This is a genomic window from Acinetobacter sp. CIP 102529, from assembly GCF_000368325.1.
GTDB classification, from domain to species: domain Bacteria; phylum Pseudomonadota; class Gammaproteobacteria; order Pseudomonadales; family Moraxellaceae; genus Acinetobacter; species Acinetobacter parvus.
Genome location: NZ_KB849355.1, coordinates 1,303,095 through 1,318,423, shown reverse-complemented (window position 1 = coordinate 1,318,423; position 15,329 = coordinate 1,303,095). Strand labels below are relative to the sequence as shown.

Here is a 15,329-nt window from a genome sequence, read left to right as displayed (position 1 = left end):
GTGCCATAAAATACTCCATATATTGATGTTTATAACATCATTTGAGGAGCAGAATATCACTTATAGGAGTTGTTCAAATTTACGGATCCATCTCTGCTTGTCTATTAAGTCATGCTGCATTATGGCAAAAGGCAATCGATGAAAATTTGAGTCATATCGCAATTTTTGAAGACGATATTCATTTAGGAGAAGAAGCTACTATTTTCTTAACTAAAAGTGATTGGATTCCTGAGGGCTGCTCAATTATTAAGTTGGAAGCTTTTTATCCTAAAGTGGGGGTGGAGTCTTCTTTTAGAAGTTTGCCTTCAAAGCGTAAATTATCTTTATTAAAGACCGTACATATGGGGTGTGGTGGCTATATTCTATCGCAGCAAGCAGCTCGTGATTTACTCAATTTATTAGCAACTTATGAACAGTTGATTCCAGTTGATCATATTGTTTTTAAAGACTATATGACAAAGTTCCCTAATCAGATTTTCCAAATGCTACCAGCACTTTGTATTCAAGATCATCTTTTGGGGCAGCATGTTAACTTCCCAAGTTTTTTAGAAAAAGATAGGAACATTCGCAAAGGAGAGTACGAATATCAAATTAAGCCTAAGCTTAACTTTGTTCAAAAAATACAACGAGAGAGACTGAGACTCTCGGCGCAAATAATTAAATTGTTGAAAGAGTTTGTTTTAGTGTTGAAAGGAAAAAGGCTCACAAAAGTTAAGTTTAAATAATCACTTTGAAAAGATAAGATTATTTTTTATATAATTCATCTGAAGCATTCTCGCCCCTAAACCTTTTATATCCCCACATGTACTCTGTAGGAAAGCGGTTGATCATCTGTTCAACTGCTTTATTCAATGCTGTCGTTGCGACTTCAATATTTCGATCATAGAGTTGAAGATCGTTTAGATCGTCACAGTAGACATCAAAACCTTCATCATCTTCGCGACGAAAACAGCTTAGGCCCACTAAACGACACTGGGTTTTTTGTGCCATTTTACTTGCTAATGTGCTCGTAAGGCAGGGAATCCCGAAGAAAGGAACCACAACACCACCTGAAGGTTGGGGCACATGGTCGGGCAAAATTACACTAAATCCACCTTGTTTAAGGTTTTTAAATAAAGCCTTTACACCATTGGCATCAGTTGGAACCAATGTTGCATTGAGTCGCTGACGAGCATGGAGAGCAAAGCTATTAAAGCCACTATCTTTCATCGGTTTGTACATGATGGTGGGGATACCGTATTGGTGTACCCAAGCATTCATCATTTCCCAAGTTCCAAGATGAGGGGTAATAATTAAAGCGCCTTTAGGATCATTGAGTGCATCAGTTAAGACTTCTAAATTATGCACAGTATGAATTTGCTGGATGCTCCACTCAGGAGGCATTGCCCAGCATTTCCCAGATTCGATATAACTGAGACATTGCTTGGTGACGCTTTCCCGAGCCATTTTTTCTTTTTGATCGATCGTTAGCTCTGGATAGGCGAGAGCTAAATTGATTCGAGTTTTCCATAACATACTTTTGTTTGGATTTTGATTGATAAAGTATGCCGCCACTTTTGCAATACTACGTAAAAATGGTAAAGGTAAAACTCGAAGCAAGGTACGATAAAAGGACATGTGAATTAATCTTGCTTATCCGCATTTCCTTTGAGCACCATATAAATCAGTGCTGCAAAGATCAGTAAGGCGCCGGCTAAGCTACTGACACAAAAATATAAGATGCGTTGATAAGTGGTCATATTGAAGAGTTCATTCGACAAGATGTAACGCATAAGGAACCATTGCGCGAGTGAAAACACAATAATAACAATGGTATGTCGACGAACATCTGGACGCATAGCCATGGGCAGATACCTTCAATAGAAAACTGGCTTATTATGCCATTAAAGAGAATCAATCTCAATTTACAACAAAGGCGCTGTAAACAGCGCCTTTATCTCACTTAAATCATTAAGCTTCTTTCTTTGCTTGTTCGCGTAAACGAATACCAAGGTCACGCAATTGATTTGCTTCAACTGGTGCTGGTGCTTGAGTCAATGGACATTCAGCTGTCTTGGTTTTCGGGAATGCAATCACGTCACGAATCGAAGATGCACCTGTCATCAACATAATCAAGCGATCAAGACCAAATGCCAAACCACCGTGAGGAGGTGCACCGTAACGCAATGCATTGAGTAGGAAGCTAAATTTCTCTTCAGCCTCTTCTTCGCCAATACCTAAAGCTTCAAAAATCGCTTTTTGCATTTCTAAAGTATAGATACGAAGTGAACCACCACCGATTTCAGTACCGTTCAATACCATGTCATATGCAACAGAAAGTGCTTCACCTGGATTGCTCTTCACTTCTTCAACACTTGATTTTGGTAGTGTGAATGGGTGATGCACAGAAGTCCATTTGCCATCATCAGTTTCTTCGAACATTGGGAAGTCAACAACCCAAAGTGGAGCCCACTCGCACGTTGCAAGATTCAGGTCATGACCAATTTTCACACGAAGTGCGCCCATCGCGTCATTTACAACTTTTGCTTTATCCGCACCGAAGAATACGATGTCGCCATTTTCAGCACCAACACGTTTTAATAAATCGAGTACGATTGGCTCGATGAATTTCACGATTGGAGATTGAAGACCTTCGATGCCTTTTTCAAGTTCGTTGACCTTAATATAAGCCAAGCCTTTAGCACCGTAGATGCCTACGAATTTGGTGTATTCGTCAATCGCACTACGTGGTAATGAACCTGCACCAGGAACACGTAACGCAACAATACGACCTTTAGGATCCTTGGCAGGGCCTGCGAATACCTTGAACTCAACGTCCTGCATCAAGTCTGCAACGTCAACTAATTTCAATGGAATACGCATATCTGGTTTGTCAGATGCATAGTCGCGCATTGCGTCAGCGTAAGTCATACGTTCGAATTTATCGAATTTTACATTCAATAATTCGTCGAACATTTTAACTGTTAAGCCTTCCATTAAATCCATGATGTCATCGTCACTCATGAACGATGTTTCAACGTCGATTTGGGTAAATTCAGGCTGACGATCCGCACGCAAGTCTTCGTCACGGAAGCATTTAGCAATCTGGTAATAACGATCAATACCACCCACCATCAACAACTGCTTAAACAATTGTGGTGATTGTGGCAGTGCATAGAAGCTACCATTTGAAACACGACTGGGTACTAAATAGTCACGTGCACCTTCAGGAGTTGCACGAGTCAAGATTGGTGTTTCAACGTCTAAGAAACCATGATCTTCGAAATAGTTACGAATTAAGTTAGTCACTTTAGAGCGGAAGCGTAAGCGATCTAACATTTCAGGACGGCGAATGTCCAGGAAACGGTATTTCAAACGAATTTCTTCAGAAATATTGGTGTTTTCGTCATTCAATGGGAATGGAGGCGTTTCAGAAGCAGCAAGAACTTCGATTTCTTTCGCTAAAACTTCAATCTGACCACTCACCATATTGGCATTTTCAGTACCTTCATAGCGACGACGAACACGACCTGTAATTTTTAAAACAAATTCAGAACGTGCTTTATCCGCAGTAGCAAATGCTTCTGGTGTATCAGGGTCAATTACGACTTGAACTAAGCCATCACGGTCACGCATATCCAGGAAAATCACACCGCCATGATCACGGCGACGATGAACCCATCCGCATAAAGTAACTGTTTGATCGATTTGGGCTTCAGTTAAAGAGCCACAGTAATGAGTGCGCATCATATTGAATTATTATCCAAACTATATTGGCTGTAGAAGATGCATACGTAAACAGCGCAGCATCAATGGAGCGAAGATTATGCCTTGTTGAACGTCCAGTCTCAAGTCTTAATGCTTTGGGGGCAATGCTAATTCAATGCTTTGGGTTAAAATTCTGCCATATGGGCTTTTCGATGCAGCAACAAACTCATTAAACAGCAAATACTAAATAGTATGAGTCCATTTTGGGAGAACTGGTTGATGGCTTTGCCAATAAAGAAGTAACGTTCAGTATTCCACAGTTCAGCCGAAATGGTGTGGCTGTATTTCCATACTGCCAACATGCCACCAGTCACTGAAATGGCCATACTCAGCAAGGCAAACAGCTTTATTTTCCCTGAAATAGGCGTGTCCTGTTTGTAGGTTTGGTAATAGTTTAGACACATCCACAATAAGAAAGGCAAGCTGAGAATGGATGATGCAATTTGTAGAATAAAATGCAGGGGATAATGAACATTCCCTAGGGAAATATTTTGGGCGAGCGTGTCTTGAAAGGCAAAGGTGCGAAAGTCTAAATGAGTCAATCCATCCCAGATGAGATGTGTTGCTGTTCCTAAAATGATGGCTAAACAACACATCAGTATAAAAGCCACCGTCTCATCAAAGGATTTGATCTTTAAAGGGTGCCTGATCCCTAAAAAACGATAAATCACGGGGCGATAGAGTAAATACCACAACAGGCAAAAGCATAAGCCAATCGGAAGATTGGGAAATAAAATCCCTGACCATTGATGGGTTAAGGCAATGGTTTCTGTTGTAAACAGGCGATACAGGTCTGGTGTCATACAGCCGATGGCTAAGGCTGCAATCGGTAAATGACCCCGACTAAGTTTGGATAAGGGTGGAGCAAGCACCGCATGAGAGAGAGTAAAGGGCATAAGCTTGAATCATGAAGAATGCTTAAATCATGGAGGGGCAGTTTAACAAATGAAGTTTGCATGTATGTTTTTTATTGCAAAAATAATGAAATGTTATAATATAACAAAAATAAAGATCGACTGATTTGAGACATGGTATGTCATTTCCTAAAAATATTCTGACCTTATCCATTTTGGCTGTTGCGTCTGTATCTGTATTTGCCGCAGAAAATGAGCAGGCGACAACGCTGGACACCATCCGCATTAAGGCGCATCCGCTTGAGCAAACCTCAAAGGACTTTGCAGTTGCAGATACAGTGGTAGACCAAAAACGCTTGGCGCAAGGGGCAGTGACCATTGGCGAGGCATTGAGTGGTGAAACGGGAATTTCCTCCAATCAGTTTGGCGCAGGCTCTAGCCGACCTGTGATTCGTGGGCAAGATGGTCCTCGCGTAAAAATTCTACAAAATTCTTCTGAAAATATTGATGTATCAACACTTTCTCCAGACCATGCGGTAACGGTTGATCCAGCGCTGGCAAAACAGGTTGAAGTGATTCGTGGGCCATCCACTCTATTATTTGGTGCTGGAACGGTAGGCGGTCTGGTGAATGTCACCGATAGTAAACTTCCAACAGCACTGCCAGAAAAGGGCTATGAGGGTAATGTTGGCTTGCGTTACAACACGGGCAGTGATGAAAAGCTGGCGACTGCAGGTGTAACGCTGGGCTTGGGTGATCAGGTTGCCTTGCGTGTTGAGGGCTTAAAGCGTGAAGCCAATGACTATATCGCACCAGATTATGTACATGAGGGCGAAAAGGAACGCCGTGTTGACAACACCTTTGCCAAAGGCCAGACCGTAAATGTCGGTTTGTCATGGATTTATGATCGTGGCTTTACGGGGATTTCCTATAGCAACCGTCAGGACCAATATGGCTTGCCAGGACATAGCCATGAATATGAAAGCTGTCATTTACATGGACTCAGCCTGCACTGTGGCGAACATGACCATGATGAAGATGAGCATGACGACCATGATCACGATCATGCACATGAAGCAGGTCCCTGGATTGACCTGAAATCTGAACGTTATGACGTGCGTACCGAACTGGATGACCCATTTGCAGGCTTTAAAAAATTGCGTGCTCAAGCCAGTTATACCGATTATCAACATGATGAAATCGAGGAAGATACCATTTCGACCCGTTTTAAAAACAAGGGTTATGATGGACGTTTAGAGTTGGTACACAACCCACTGGGTGCATGGGAGGGTGTGATTGGTACACAGTACGGACAACAAAAGCTGGAACTGACAGGTGAAGAAGCATTTTTGGCACCAAACACCACCAAAAAATGGAGTGTATTCGCTTTGGAACATGCCCAGTTGAATGATGTGCATGTTGAGTTGGCGGCACGCGTAGACCAGCAAAAAATTGATATTGATGATTCAAGCAAAAAAGATTTCGACGGTTCAGCCTTTTCTGTTTCTGGTGCAGCCAACTGGGAGTTTGCGCCAAACTACAAACTTTCTTTGGTCACGTCTCATCAGGAGCGTTTGCCTTTGGCGCAGGAGCTTTATGCAGATGGTGGACATTTCGCCACCAATACCTATGAGCTGGGCAATGACCAACTGAGCAAGGAAAAATCAAATAATGTGGAACTGGGCTTCCATTATGATGACAACACTTTTGACTATCATGTCCACGTGTATCACAACTGGTTTGATGACTATATCTATGCCCAAACCTTAGACCGTTATAAGGACTTCCGTCTAGTGCAATATGCGCAGGACAAAGCTAAGTTCTATGGTGCGGAAGCGGAAGCGGGCTATCAAATTTCACCGATCTATAAGCTCAGTGTGTTTGGTGATTATGTGCGTGGCAAGATCGATAATGACAATGCACCACGTGTGCCAGCAGGACGTTTAGGGACTAAGCTCAATGCTGATTTTGATGATCACTGGAGTGGTTCGGCTGAATACTATCATGTGTTCCAGCAGGACAAGATTGCGGCTTATGAAACAGACAGCCAAAGCTATAACATGCTCAATCTCGGTGTGGCGTACTCAGGTAATTACAGTAATGTCAGCGATTATCGGGTGTTCCTGAATGCCAACAACCTGCTGGATGATCAGGTCTATCAACATGCCTCATTCCTTTCAACCATTCCACAGGTGGGACGTAACTTTAGCGTTGGTGTGAATTTTAGTTTCTAATTTATCACTTAAATCTTATTGAAAAATCAAAGTATAAGCTCTAGCCTTAACCCATTAGGCTAGGGCTTTTTTTGTTTATATGCGTATCTTCCAACGAATCCATCAAAAATTAAACTGGTCAGGTCGACGTTACATGGCAGTCATATTGAGTATTGTGGTGATTGGGTACATTGCTTCGGCAATTTACCACACTGTAAAACCGCTCCCACAAGGGCTGAATTTTACGGGACAACTGCGCCATGCCAATGTGAAATTTCTGGCAGATCAAACCTATATGGATGCGCAGGGTCAGCAACAGGTAGACCAACATATTTTCAGGGAAGTCTTTCAACTGATTGATCAGGCACAGACCACAATTGTGCTGGATATGTTCCTGTTTAATCAGGAAGTTGGAAAATCTAAAGTTAAACAGATTCCTTTAACGCAGCAACTGACTAATGCATTGATCGCAAAGCGTCGTCAAGACCCAAATATTCAGGTAGTTGTCATTACTGATCCAATCAATTCTGTTTATGGTGGCATTGCACCAAAGCATTACCGTCAGCTACGTCAGGCAGGCGTGGAAGTCATTGAAACAGATTTAAAACCATTGCGTGCTTCAAATCCACTCTGGTCGGGATTCTGGTATATATGCTGCCAAAGTCTGGGCAATAACCCAGAAAAAGGTTGGTTAAGCAATCCATTTGGTGATGAAAAGATTACTTTGCGCAGTTATCTGGAACTATTTAACTTTAAGGCGAATCACCGTAAAACATTGGTGGTGGATACAGAGCAGGGTTGGAAAAGTCTGGTGACTTCAGCCAATCCACACGATGGCAGCTCACATCATAGTAACGTCGCTCTAGTCGTTGATGGACCAACGGCCATTGATGTGCTTAAAACTGAACAGGCGGTTGCGCAAATGTCGCAGGGTTCTAGTCCTTTTGTAATTATGGGTGGATTCACTGAAGATAAAAGCCTGCCACAGGTTCAGGTGCTGACTGAAAAAGCCATTTATGATGCTGTGTTAAAAATGATTCATGAAGCAAAGGCTAAGGAACATCTGGATATGGCCATGTTCTATCTGTCTGAGCGCAAAATTATTGAGGCATTGAAGCAGGCACAGCAACGTGGTGTGAATATTCGTTTAATGATTGACCCAAACAAGGATGCCTTTGGTCGTCAAAAAAATGGCATTCCAAACCGTCAGGTGGCTTCGGAGCTACATGCCGCAGGCATCCCGATCCGTTGGTGTGATACACATGGCGAACAGTGCCATAGCAAAATGCTGTTCAAATACAATGCCCAGCAAGCTGAGCTAATTTTGGGTTCAGCGAACTTCACTGCACGTAACCTGAAAAATTATAACCTTGAAACTGATATGCGAGTGGTTGGCTCAGCACAGGCGCAGGTGTTTAAAGATGCAGGACAATATTTTGATGCGGCGTGGAGCAATGCCAATGCTCGTCAGGTGACAGTCGATTATTCAAAATATGCAGATGAGTCAAAAGTGAAATACTGGCTCTATCGTTTTATGGAATGGTCGGGTTTATCGACTTTCTAAAAAAAAAGAGGCTTTAAGCCTCTTTTTTATTGCGGATTCGGTGGAATCAATTGATCTAAGTCTTTATCAGCCAACGGATCGAGTTCATTAAGATCCGTTTTGATTTTCCACTGGCTTTCATCTTCCACAGGCGCTGGAAGTCGTGCTTCCAGCCAGTCACACACTACATCAGGACTAAACTCAGCATGATTACACTGGATTACCCAAGCCAGAAAGTCTTTGGCTTCACCATTCATATAGGGTGGCGGTGAAACAGGAAAAAACTGGGTTGGCAGGCGTTCATTGGTGGATAAATAATTCAGTATATGCCCAAGTTCCTGAACGGTTTGCCATGCCAAAGGATGCTCAACATCAATATTGAACTTAAACCACCATGCATGTTGACCATCTGTACCATGCGCCACGATTCTGGATTCCTGTACACTTGGAACCTTACAGAAGAATTGATAGAGACGATCAAAATTCATTTCAGACACTGACATTGCCCCAAAACTGAAAAATGGATTTTAGCATATTCTCAAACTCGACGAAAAATCCCTCCTTATTTCATCCTTGATTTGCCCTGAATGGTAGCGAATGGTAACAGTCATTGCTGACTTTTTGCTCTAAAATAAAGGCTAGGATTTGATGATGGGAGAGGGCAATGTTGCGATCTAAATACAATATTTATGTTTTTATCAGCGTGTTGAGCTGTCTCCCCGCAATGGTTTACGCCGATAATGCCTGGAGCGGTTATAGTGGGGTGGAGCGCCGCTCCTCGCATCAGGCTTCGCCATCTTATCAGCAGCCTGCACAGGACCCATTTGCCTTTTCAAATCAGCGCTATACCCCCACTGCGCCACCAAAAGGCTATTATTATCAGCCCTATCAAAATAATAACCACTCTTACCCCAAGCGTCGACCAAGTGTTCGGATTGAATATTATCCAGATACCCAATATGAGGGTAGTTATCGCCGTGAGTCTTTTGTAGTGGGGAATGAGCTGCCTGGTGAGTTTCGTAGTGAGCGTTATGTGGTTCGTGACTGGGACTATTATTCCTTGCGTGAGCCGCCACGTGGTCGACACTGGGTCATGGTGGATGGACGTTATCTCTTGGTAACCGATGATAATTTCACCATTGAAATTATTCGCTGATTTCTTGGGTATTTTTGAAATTGTGCCTTGATAATGACCTCCATAATTTCTTGGATTTCATTACAAAGCTTTGCAATGTCGCTGGATTTGTTCATGGTTTCTCCTTGAGTTTCTCTTAATCTGAATTCAGGTCAAACAGAGGATCAAACAATGAAAAAGACAGTTATGTTGTTGGTATCAAGTTTAATGTTTGGTGCATCTGCTTCAGCAATGGCAGATTCAAATCGTTGGAACAATCATCACGACTATAAAGATCGTTATGAGCAGCGTTACGATCGAAATGACCACCGAAATGATCATAGAGATCCACCGCGATGGTCAAATGCAGAGCGTGGAAACCATTATGGACAACGAGTAAACTTTAAACGTGGCGAGCGTTTACCATCGGCATTCCGTAGCAACCGCTATGTGGTGTCAAACTACCGCCTACATCGCTTGTATGAACCACCACGTGGTTATAACTGGATGCAGGTACAGGGCAAATATGTACTGGTGGATTCAAAATACCGTGTCTATCGGGTTGCATAACATGAGTGATCAAAAGCAGGCATCAAGCCTGCTTTTTTTATTTATGCCAGTTCATCATCTTGTGGTCGTGGTGTCTTATTTGCAGGAAGTTGTTGTTCCTGCTCTTTGCTTCGGATCACAGAGGGGTAGTTCCATGAAGCAAAACGGACAATCAGAATGGCCAAAGCTAAGATCAAAATGGATCCTGTAATGATGACCTGATCCATTGATGCTTTATGATTGTGCTGAATATCAGCAATCAGTAAACGGGTCAGTGCGGTAATTGCCACATAGATCAGAAAGCGCACGGGCATGTGATTGGTCTTGAAATAAATCCCAACCATCGCCCCCAGTTCAAGATAGATAAATAACAGCAGAATATCGTCAATGCTTGCATATTGCTTAACGGTCAGGATTTCAATCACCGTATGCACGGCTGACCATGCGATCATACAGCCGATAATAAACAGCGCTAAATAATGAAAGGCTTCGACCGCATAGTGACCTAAACGGTCGAATAGACGTTGTAGGTCTTCAAGTTTCTCTTTTGAACTAGACATGGAAATTTAATGTACTCAACATGATCATAAAAATGGATGCAATTTTTATGCTGATTTTACAACGGTCATAAAAAAACTGCCTAAACCAAATGATTTAGGCAGTTTTTAAAACCGAACTAGAATTAAGCTTGGTTTGTAAAGTAATCTTCGCTGAAGTTCATGATCAAGTCAGAACCTGCTTTGATCTTCGCAAGGCGAGAATCAAGCTCTGGCAAAATACGGTCAACAAAGTACTGTGCCAAAGCAAGTTTGTTTTGGTAGAAATCACCAGATTTGTCTTTTGCAGCAGCAGCGATCTTAGCAAACATATAAGCAAAGCTAAGTAGACCAACTGCATGTAGATAATCCACCGCAGCAGCATTCGGGAAATCTACATTTTCAGCTGCTTGCTCAATAATGAACTGAGTAATTGCTTCGATTTCAGTTGCAGCATCTAAAGTCGCATCTTTAATGAAGTTCAAGTCTGTGTCCAGTGCATTGGCAAAGTCACGGATTTCAGCGATATATTCAGCGATGAAAGCACCGCCACACTTAATGGTTTTACGACCAATTAAGTCCTGAGATTGAACGCCGTTTGTCCCTTCATAAATTTGAGAAATACGAAGATCACGGATGCACTGTTCCATACCCCATTCACGAATATAACCGTGACCACCAAATACCATTTGCGCATCTAAAGTTGCTTGGAATGCAGTATCTGTGAGGTAAGCTTTTGCAATTGGTGTTAACAGCGCGACACGGTCATTGGCTTTTTTCACTGCTTCTGCATCAGTAGAGAATTTAGTGATATCAAGCTGTTGACCTACATATACTGCAAATGCACGAGATGCTTCATTATTTGCACGTACATTCAATAACATACGACGAACATCACCATGAACTAAGATGCTATCCGCAGGTTTGCCTGGAGATTTAACACCAGAAGCACTACGACCTTGTAAACGATCAGTCGCATATTGAGCTGCATTTTGGTAAGCAAATTCAGAAGCGCCAAGACCTTGGATACCCATTGATAAACGTTCATAGTTCATCATCACGAACATGGCTGCAAGACCTTCGTTTTCTTTACCAACCAGATAACCTTTTGCAGCATCAAAATTCATGACACAAGTTGCAGATGCCTTGATCCCCATTTTATGTTCGATTGAACCAGGACCAACAGGGTTACGTTCACCTAAAGAACCATCTGCATTTACAATGTATTTCGGCACGATGAATAAAGAAATACCACGTGAACCCGCAGGTGCATCAGGTGTTTTTGCAAGAACTAAGTGAATGATATTTTCTGCGAGGTCGTGATCACCACCTGTAATGAAGATCTTAGTACCTGTAATATTATAAGTACCATCTTCATTGCGTTCAGCTTTAGTTTTAATAATCCCTAAATCTGTACCTGCATGCGGTTCAGTTAAGCACATGGTGCCTGACCATTCGCCAGAGTAGATTTTAGGTAAATACGTTTCTTTTTGCTCTTGAGATGCATAGCTATTTAATGCCATACCTGCACCTACAGAAAGAAGCGGGTAGAGCATGAATGATGGGTTGGTGGCAAAGAGCATTTCATCTGACAATACTGTCAGCATTTTTGGCATGCCTTGACCGCCCCATTCCTCATCAGCACCTAAGCCAATCCAACCACCTTCAGCGTATTGACGGAATGCTTCTTTAAATCCTTCTGGTGTGAATACTTCACCGTTAACCCAACGTGCACCTTCTTCATCACCAGTACGGTTTAATGGATGCGTCACGTTTTGGGCAAACTTTGCCATTTCTTCTAAAATTGCTTCGGCGGTTGCAGCATCTACATGAGCAAGATTCTCATTAGACTGCCAGAATTGTTCTGCTTTAAATACATCATTTAAGATGAATTTCATGTCTGCTAAAGGTGCATTGTAAATTGGCATAATCGTTCCTTTTTACGCACAGGTCATGTGCAAAGTGATCAAATAAAACGAACAAATAAATTGAATAGTGTAAATTTAGCATTGATTAAACAAAAAAAGGACGGTCAAAACTGACCAGTCCTTTTTCTGTGATGAACGTTGCATCTCACTCTAATCTATGATTAGAACGCGAAGTGTTCCGCATCAAGTTCAAACAATGGCGCAACACCAGTTGAAAGTACATCTACATGTGAGCGAACACGTGGCAAAATCTTCTTGAAGTAGAAGCGAGCAGTCGTTACTTTTGCATTGTAGAAGTCAACGTCAGTGGTGCCTTCAGCTAATTTCTCCTGAGCAACCAATGCCATACGAGCCCATAGGTAAGCAAGCGTTACATAGCCAGAGAAATACATGTAATCAACTGCAGCTGCACCAACTTCATCTGGGTTTTGCATTGCGCGCATACCGATTTGCATCGTAATATCGCCCCATTCTTTGTTTGCAGCAGCCAATGGCGCAATGAATTCTTGCATTGCAGCATTGTCTTTGTTTGCTTCAACAAATTTATGGATGATCTTGGTGAAATCTTTTAACATTGCACCTTGAGTTTGCAATACTTTACGACCTAACAAGTCAAGTGCTTGAATTTCAGTTGTTCCTTCGTATAAGCAAGCAATACGTGTATCACGTACGATTTGCTCCATACCGTGTTCAGAAATAAAGCCATGGCCACCAAAGATTTGAACCCCATGATTTGCAGATTCGTAACCAGTTTCAGTTAAGAATGCTTTAGCAATAGGCGTTAACAAAGATAAGATGTTGTCAGCAAACTTACGCTCTTCTTCAGTTTCGCCTTTTTCAACGATATCTGCATACTGAGCCAATAAGTAAACAAGTGCACGACCACCTTCAGCAAATGCTTTTTGAGTTAAAAGCATGTTACGAACAGCAGGGTGAACAATAATTGGATCTGCTTCTTTTTCAGGCGCTTTAGGACCAGAAAGTGAACGCATTGCTAAACGATCTTTCGCATATGCTAAAGCACCTTGGAAAGAACCTTCAGATGCAGCAAGACCTTGAACGGCTGTACCAATACGTGCAGTGTTCATGAATGTGAACATGCAGTTTAGGCCGCGGTTTTCTGGTCCGATCAAGTAACCTTTTGCTTTATCAAAGTTGATCACACAAGTTGCGTTACCATGGATACCCATTTTGTGTTCGATCGAACCACAACGTACAGCATTGCGCTCGCCAACTGAACCGTCTGCATTTACAAGGAACTTAGGTACGATGAAGAGCGAAATACCTTTAGTGCCTTTAGGTGCACCTGGTAAACGTGCAAGAACAATGTGAACAATGTTGTCAGCCATGTCATGTTCACCAGCAGAGATAAAGATTTTCTCGCCAGAAATTGCATAGCTACCATCATCATTTGGTTCTGCTTTAGTACGAATAATACCTAAGTCTGAACCAGCATGAGATTCTGTTAAGCACATTGTACCTGTCCAAACACCTGATACAAGGTTTGGCATATACGTCGCTTTTTGTTCATCAGAACCATGGTGTTCAATTGTACGAACAGCACCATGAGAAAGACCTGGGTACATACCCCAAGACCAGTTTGCTGTACCCACCATCTCAGAAATTGTGATTCCTAGAGAGTTTGGTAATCCCTGACCGCCAAACTCTTCATCAGCAGAAAGAGATGGGAAGCCAAGTTCGATGTATTTTTGATACGCTTCTTTAAAGCCTGTAGGTGTTGTAACAACACCATCATTCCAAGTACAACCTTCACGATCGCCTGATTGGTTGATAGGAGAAAGTTCATTCTCACAGAAATCAGCTGCTGCTTCTAAATATTGATCAACCAATTCGCGGCTTACGGTGCCTTGAAATGCAGGAAGTTTTGCGTAATGTGCTTCAGCATTTAATAATTCGTGCAATACGAACTGCATATCACGTAAGGGTGCTTTGTATTGTGGCATAGCATTTTCCTCAATACTGGTTAAACCAGAGTTATAATCTTAGTCAATGATAAATGTGCCTAATGGCAGCATTTTGTACCGCTAATCGTGCAGCAAGTCATCGTTCGGTACAAGCTTTAACAGGGCATTTCTGAGTGACTGTAAAGTCAAAGATAATGCTTAAATTATTTTAAAGCGTATTGATTGTAGGCAGTTTGCGTTGAATTCGCTCGTAATAATATGCAAAAAATCGTAAGCAGCTGTGTAATTAAAAATAATTGACTCTGCAAATAAATTAAAAGGCGCTTGAGGCGCCTTGATAACGAAATAATATTATGTTCTTAGATAGGTTTAACGTTTGAATTGTGATTTCTCAGGCGTAAAGCGAACGTCACAAGTACCTTCAATCACACGATTATTCCACTGAACATTCACACGCTCACCAATACGTTTGCCCTGACAGGCTTTCTCGATCTGTGCTCTCTGTAGTCGATGTTCTTCACGCATTTGTTCTCGTTGTTCTTGACGTTGTTCGCGTTTAGCTTGCCATTCTGCACGTTGTTCAGGGGTTGGTGGTTGACGTTGCATTTCGTGGCGGTGGCGATCATGATTCATTCCCTGTTCTGAAGGTGTTACTTGGCAGGCAGCCAAACCTAAAACAGAACCGAGAAGAGTTGTCATTAATACAATTTTTGTCTTGTTCATTATTTTATCCTACGTAGTCAGTTAAGATTCGATTGTTAAAGATTAGATAATAAATAGGACTTACGCATTGACGGATTCAAAAAAGTATTAAAATAGTTTATAAAGTATCTGTGATCAGACGAACTAAACATGCTTCTACAGCAACTTGTACATTACCCATTTATATGGGCTTTCTCATGACAGAACCGAACTCTATT

The 15,329-nt window shown here is 41.9% G+C and carries 14 protein-coding genes; 5 read left to right on the top strand and 9 right to left on the bottom strand.

The genetic code is table 11. From position 1 onward, the window contains the following. Positions 1–41 precede the first annotated feature (41 nt). Positions 42–725 (top strand): glycosyltransferase family 25 protein, encoded by a 684-nt coding sequence (locus F972_RS11610; protein WP_004683142.1) that lies wholly within the window; start codon positions 42–44, stop codon positions 723–725. A 19-nt stretch (positions 726–744) separates the two neighbouring features. Here F972_RS11610 and F972_RS11605 read toward each other — a convergent pair whose 3' ends face one another. The 4 genes from F972_RS11605 to F972_RS11590 form a co-directional block, all read right to left on the bottom strand. Further along, positions 745–1,617, bottom strand: a complete 873-nt coding sequence (locus F972_RS11605) for a lysophospholipid acyltransferase family protein (protein WP_004762063.1) — start codon at positions 1,615–1,617, stop codon at positions 745–747. A gap of 5 nt (positions 1,618–1,622) precedes the next feature. Next, positions 1,623–1,844: a hypothetical protein gene (locus tag F972_RS11600; protein WP_004640773.1), complete on the bottom strand. Its 222-nt coding sequence runs from the start codon at positions 1,842–1,844 to the stop codon at positions 1,623–1,625. 106 nt (positions 1,845–1,950) lie between these two features. Next, the gene (aspS, locus tag F972_RS11595) at positions 1,951–3,729 is read right to left on the bottom strand and encodes an aspartate--tRNA ligase (protein WP_004769825.1); all 1,779 of its coding nucleotides are present in this window, start codon (positions 3,727–3,729) and stop codon (positions 1,951–1,953) included. 143 nt (positions 3,730–3,872) lie between these two features. Next, positions 3,873–4,643 (bottom strand): DUF4184 family protein, encoded by a 771-nt coding sequence (locus tag F972_RS11590; RefSeq protein WP_004757187.1) that lies wholly within the window; start codon positions 4,641–4,643, stop codon positions 3,873–3,875. 137 nt (positions 4,644–4,780) lie between these two features. Between F972_RS11590 and znuD the strand changes: the two genes are divergently transcribed. Together znuD and F972_RS11580 are read left to right on the top strand one after the other, a co-directional pair. Next, entirely contained in the window at positions 4,781–6,835 is a 2,055-nt protein-coding gene (znuD, locus tag F972_RS11585; RefSeq protein ID WP_004769823.1) for a zinc piracy TonB-dependent receptor ZnuD, read from the top strand. Positions 6,836–6,914: 79 nt separating this feature from the next. After that, positions 6,915–8,378 carry a phospholipase D family protein gene (locus F972_RS11580; RefSeq protein ID WP_155756486.1) on the top strand — a complete coding sequence of 488 codons (1,464 nt, stop codon included), beginning with the start codon at positions 6,915–6,917 and terminating at the stop codon, positions 8,376–8,378. A gap of 26 nt (positions 8,379–8,404) precedes the next feature. On the opposite strand, the gene F972_RS11575 is transcribed toward F972_RS11580, so the two are convergent. Further along, complete coding sequence (locus F972_RS11575) at positions 8,405–8,854, bottom strand: hypothetical protein (protein ID WP_010589434.1); 450 nt, start codon at positions 8,852–8,854, stop codon at positions 8,405–8,407. Positions 8,855–9,021: 167 nt separating this feature from the next. On the opposite strand from F972_RS11575, the gene F972_RS11570 reads away from it, so the two are divergent. Continuing rightward, positions 9,022–9,513, top strand: coding sequence for an RcnB family protein (locus F972_RS11570; protein WP_004769822.1), 492 nt, complete (start codon positions 9,022–9,024; stop codon positions 9,511–9,513). A 150-nt stretch (positions 9,514–9,663) separates the two neighbouring features. Continuing rightward, the gene (locus tag F972_RS11565; RefSeq protein ID WP_004683122.1) at positions 9,664–10,041 is read left to right on the top strand and encodes an RcnB family protein; all 378 of its coding nucleotides are present in this window, start codon (positions 9,664–9,666) and stop codon (positions 10,039–10,041) included. A 41-nt stretch (positions 10,042–10,082) separates the two neighbouring features. Here the strand turns inward: F972_RS11565 and F972_RS11560 are convergent, their stop codons facing one another. From F972_RS11560 to F972_RS11545, 4 genes are all read right to left on the bottom strand, one after another. Beyond that, positions 10,083–10,580: a phosphate-starvation-inducible protein PsiE gene (locus F972_RS11560; RefSeq protein WP_004683121.1), complete on the bottom strand. Its 498-nt coding sequence runs from the start codon at positions 10,578–10,580 to the stop codon at positions 10,083–10,085. Between the two features lie 122 nt (positions 10,581–10,702). Next, positions 10,703–12,484, bottom strand: a complete 1,782-nt coding sequence (locus tag F972_RS11555) for an acyl-CoA dehydrogenase C-terminal domain-containing protein (RefSeq protein ID WP_004683120.1) — start codon at positions 12,482–12,484, stop codon at positions 10,703–10,705. Between the two features lie 161 nt (positions 12,485–12,645). Next, positions 12,646–14,448 carry an acyl-CoA dehydrogenase C-terminal domain-containing protein gene (locus F972_RS11550; protein WP_004757195.1) on the bottom strand — a complete coding sequence of 601 codons (1,803 nt, stop codon included), beginning with the start codon at positions 14,446–14,448 and terminating at the stop codon, positions 12,646–12,648. Between the two features lie 330 nt (positions 14,449–14,778). Beyond that, a complete protein-coding gene (locus F972_RS11545; protein ID WP_004769819.1) occupies positions 14,779–15,132 on the bottom strand; it encodes a hypothetical protein in 354 nt (117 codons plus the stop codon). Positions 15,133–15,329 lie beyond the last annotated feature (197 nt).

What these genes read in the sequence shown, in the direction of transcription:
- F972_RS11605 (WP_004762063.1), bottom strand. Translation starts at nt 1,617, where the DNA reads ATGTCCTTTTATCGTACCTTGCTTCGAGTTTTACCTTTACCATTTTTA.
- F972_RS11600 (WP_004640773.1), bottom strand. Translation starts at nt 1,844, where the DNA reads ATGGCTATGCGTCCAGATGTTCGTCGACATACCATTGTTATTATTGTG.
- aspS (WP_004769825.1), bottom strand. Translation starts at nt 3,729, where the DNA reads ATGATGCGCACTCATTACTGTGGCTCTTTAACTGAAGCCCAAATCGAT.
- F972_RS11590 (WP_004757187.1), bottom strand. Translation starts at nt 4,643, where the DNA reads ATGCCCTTTACTCTCTCTCATGCGGTGCTTGCTCCACCCTTATCCAAA.
- znuD (WP_004769823.1), top strand. Translation starts at nt 4,781, where the DNA reads ATGTCATTTCCTAAAAATATTCTGACCTTATCCATTTTGGCTGTTGCG.
- F972_RS11580 (WP_155756486.1), top strand. Translation starts at nt 6,915, where the DNA reads ATGCGTATCTTCCAACGAATCCATCAAAAATTAAACTGGTCAGGTCGA.
- F972_RS11570 (WP_004769822.1), top strand. Translation starts at nt 9,022, where the DNA reads ATGTTGCGATCTAAATACAATATTTATGTTTTTATCAGCGTGTTGAGC.
- F972_RS11565 (WP_004683122.1), top strand. Translation starts at nt 9,664, where the DNA reads ATGAAAAAGACAGTTATGTTGTTGGTATCAAGTTTAATGTTTGGTGCA.
- F972_RS11560 (WP_004683121.1), bottom strand. Translation starts at nt 10,580, where the DNA reads ATGTCTAGTTCAAAAGAGAAACTTGAAGACCTACAACGTCTATTCGAC.
- F972_RS11555 (WP_004683120.1), bottom strand. Translation starts at nt 12,484, where the DNA reads ATGCCAATTTACAATGCACCTTTAGCAGACATGAAATTCATCTTAAAT.
- F972_RS11550 (WP_004757195.1), bottom strand. Translation starts at nt 14,448, where the DNA reads ATGCCACAATACAAAGCACCCTTACGTGATATGCAGTTCGTATTGCAC.
- F972_RS11545 (WP_004769819.1), bottom strand. Translation starts at nt 15,132, where the DNA reads ATGAACAAGACAAAAATTGTATTAATGACAACTCTTCTCGGTTCTGTT.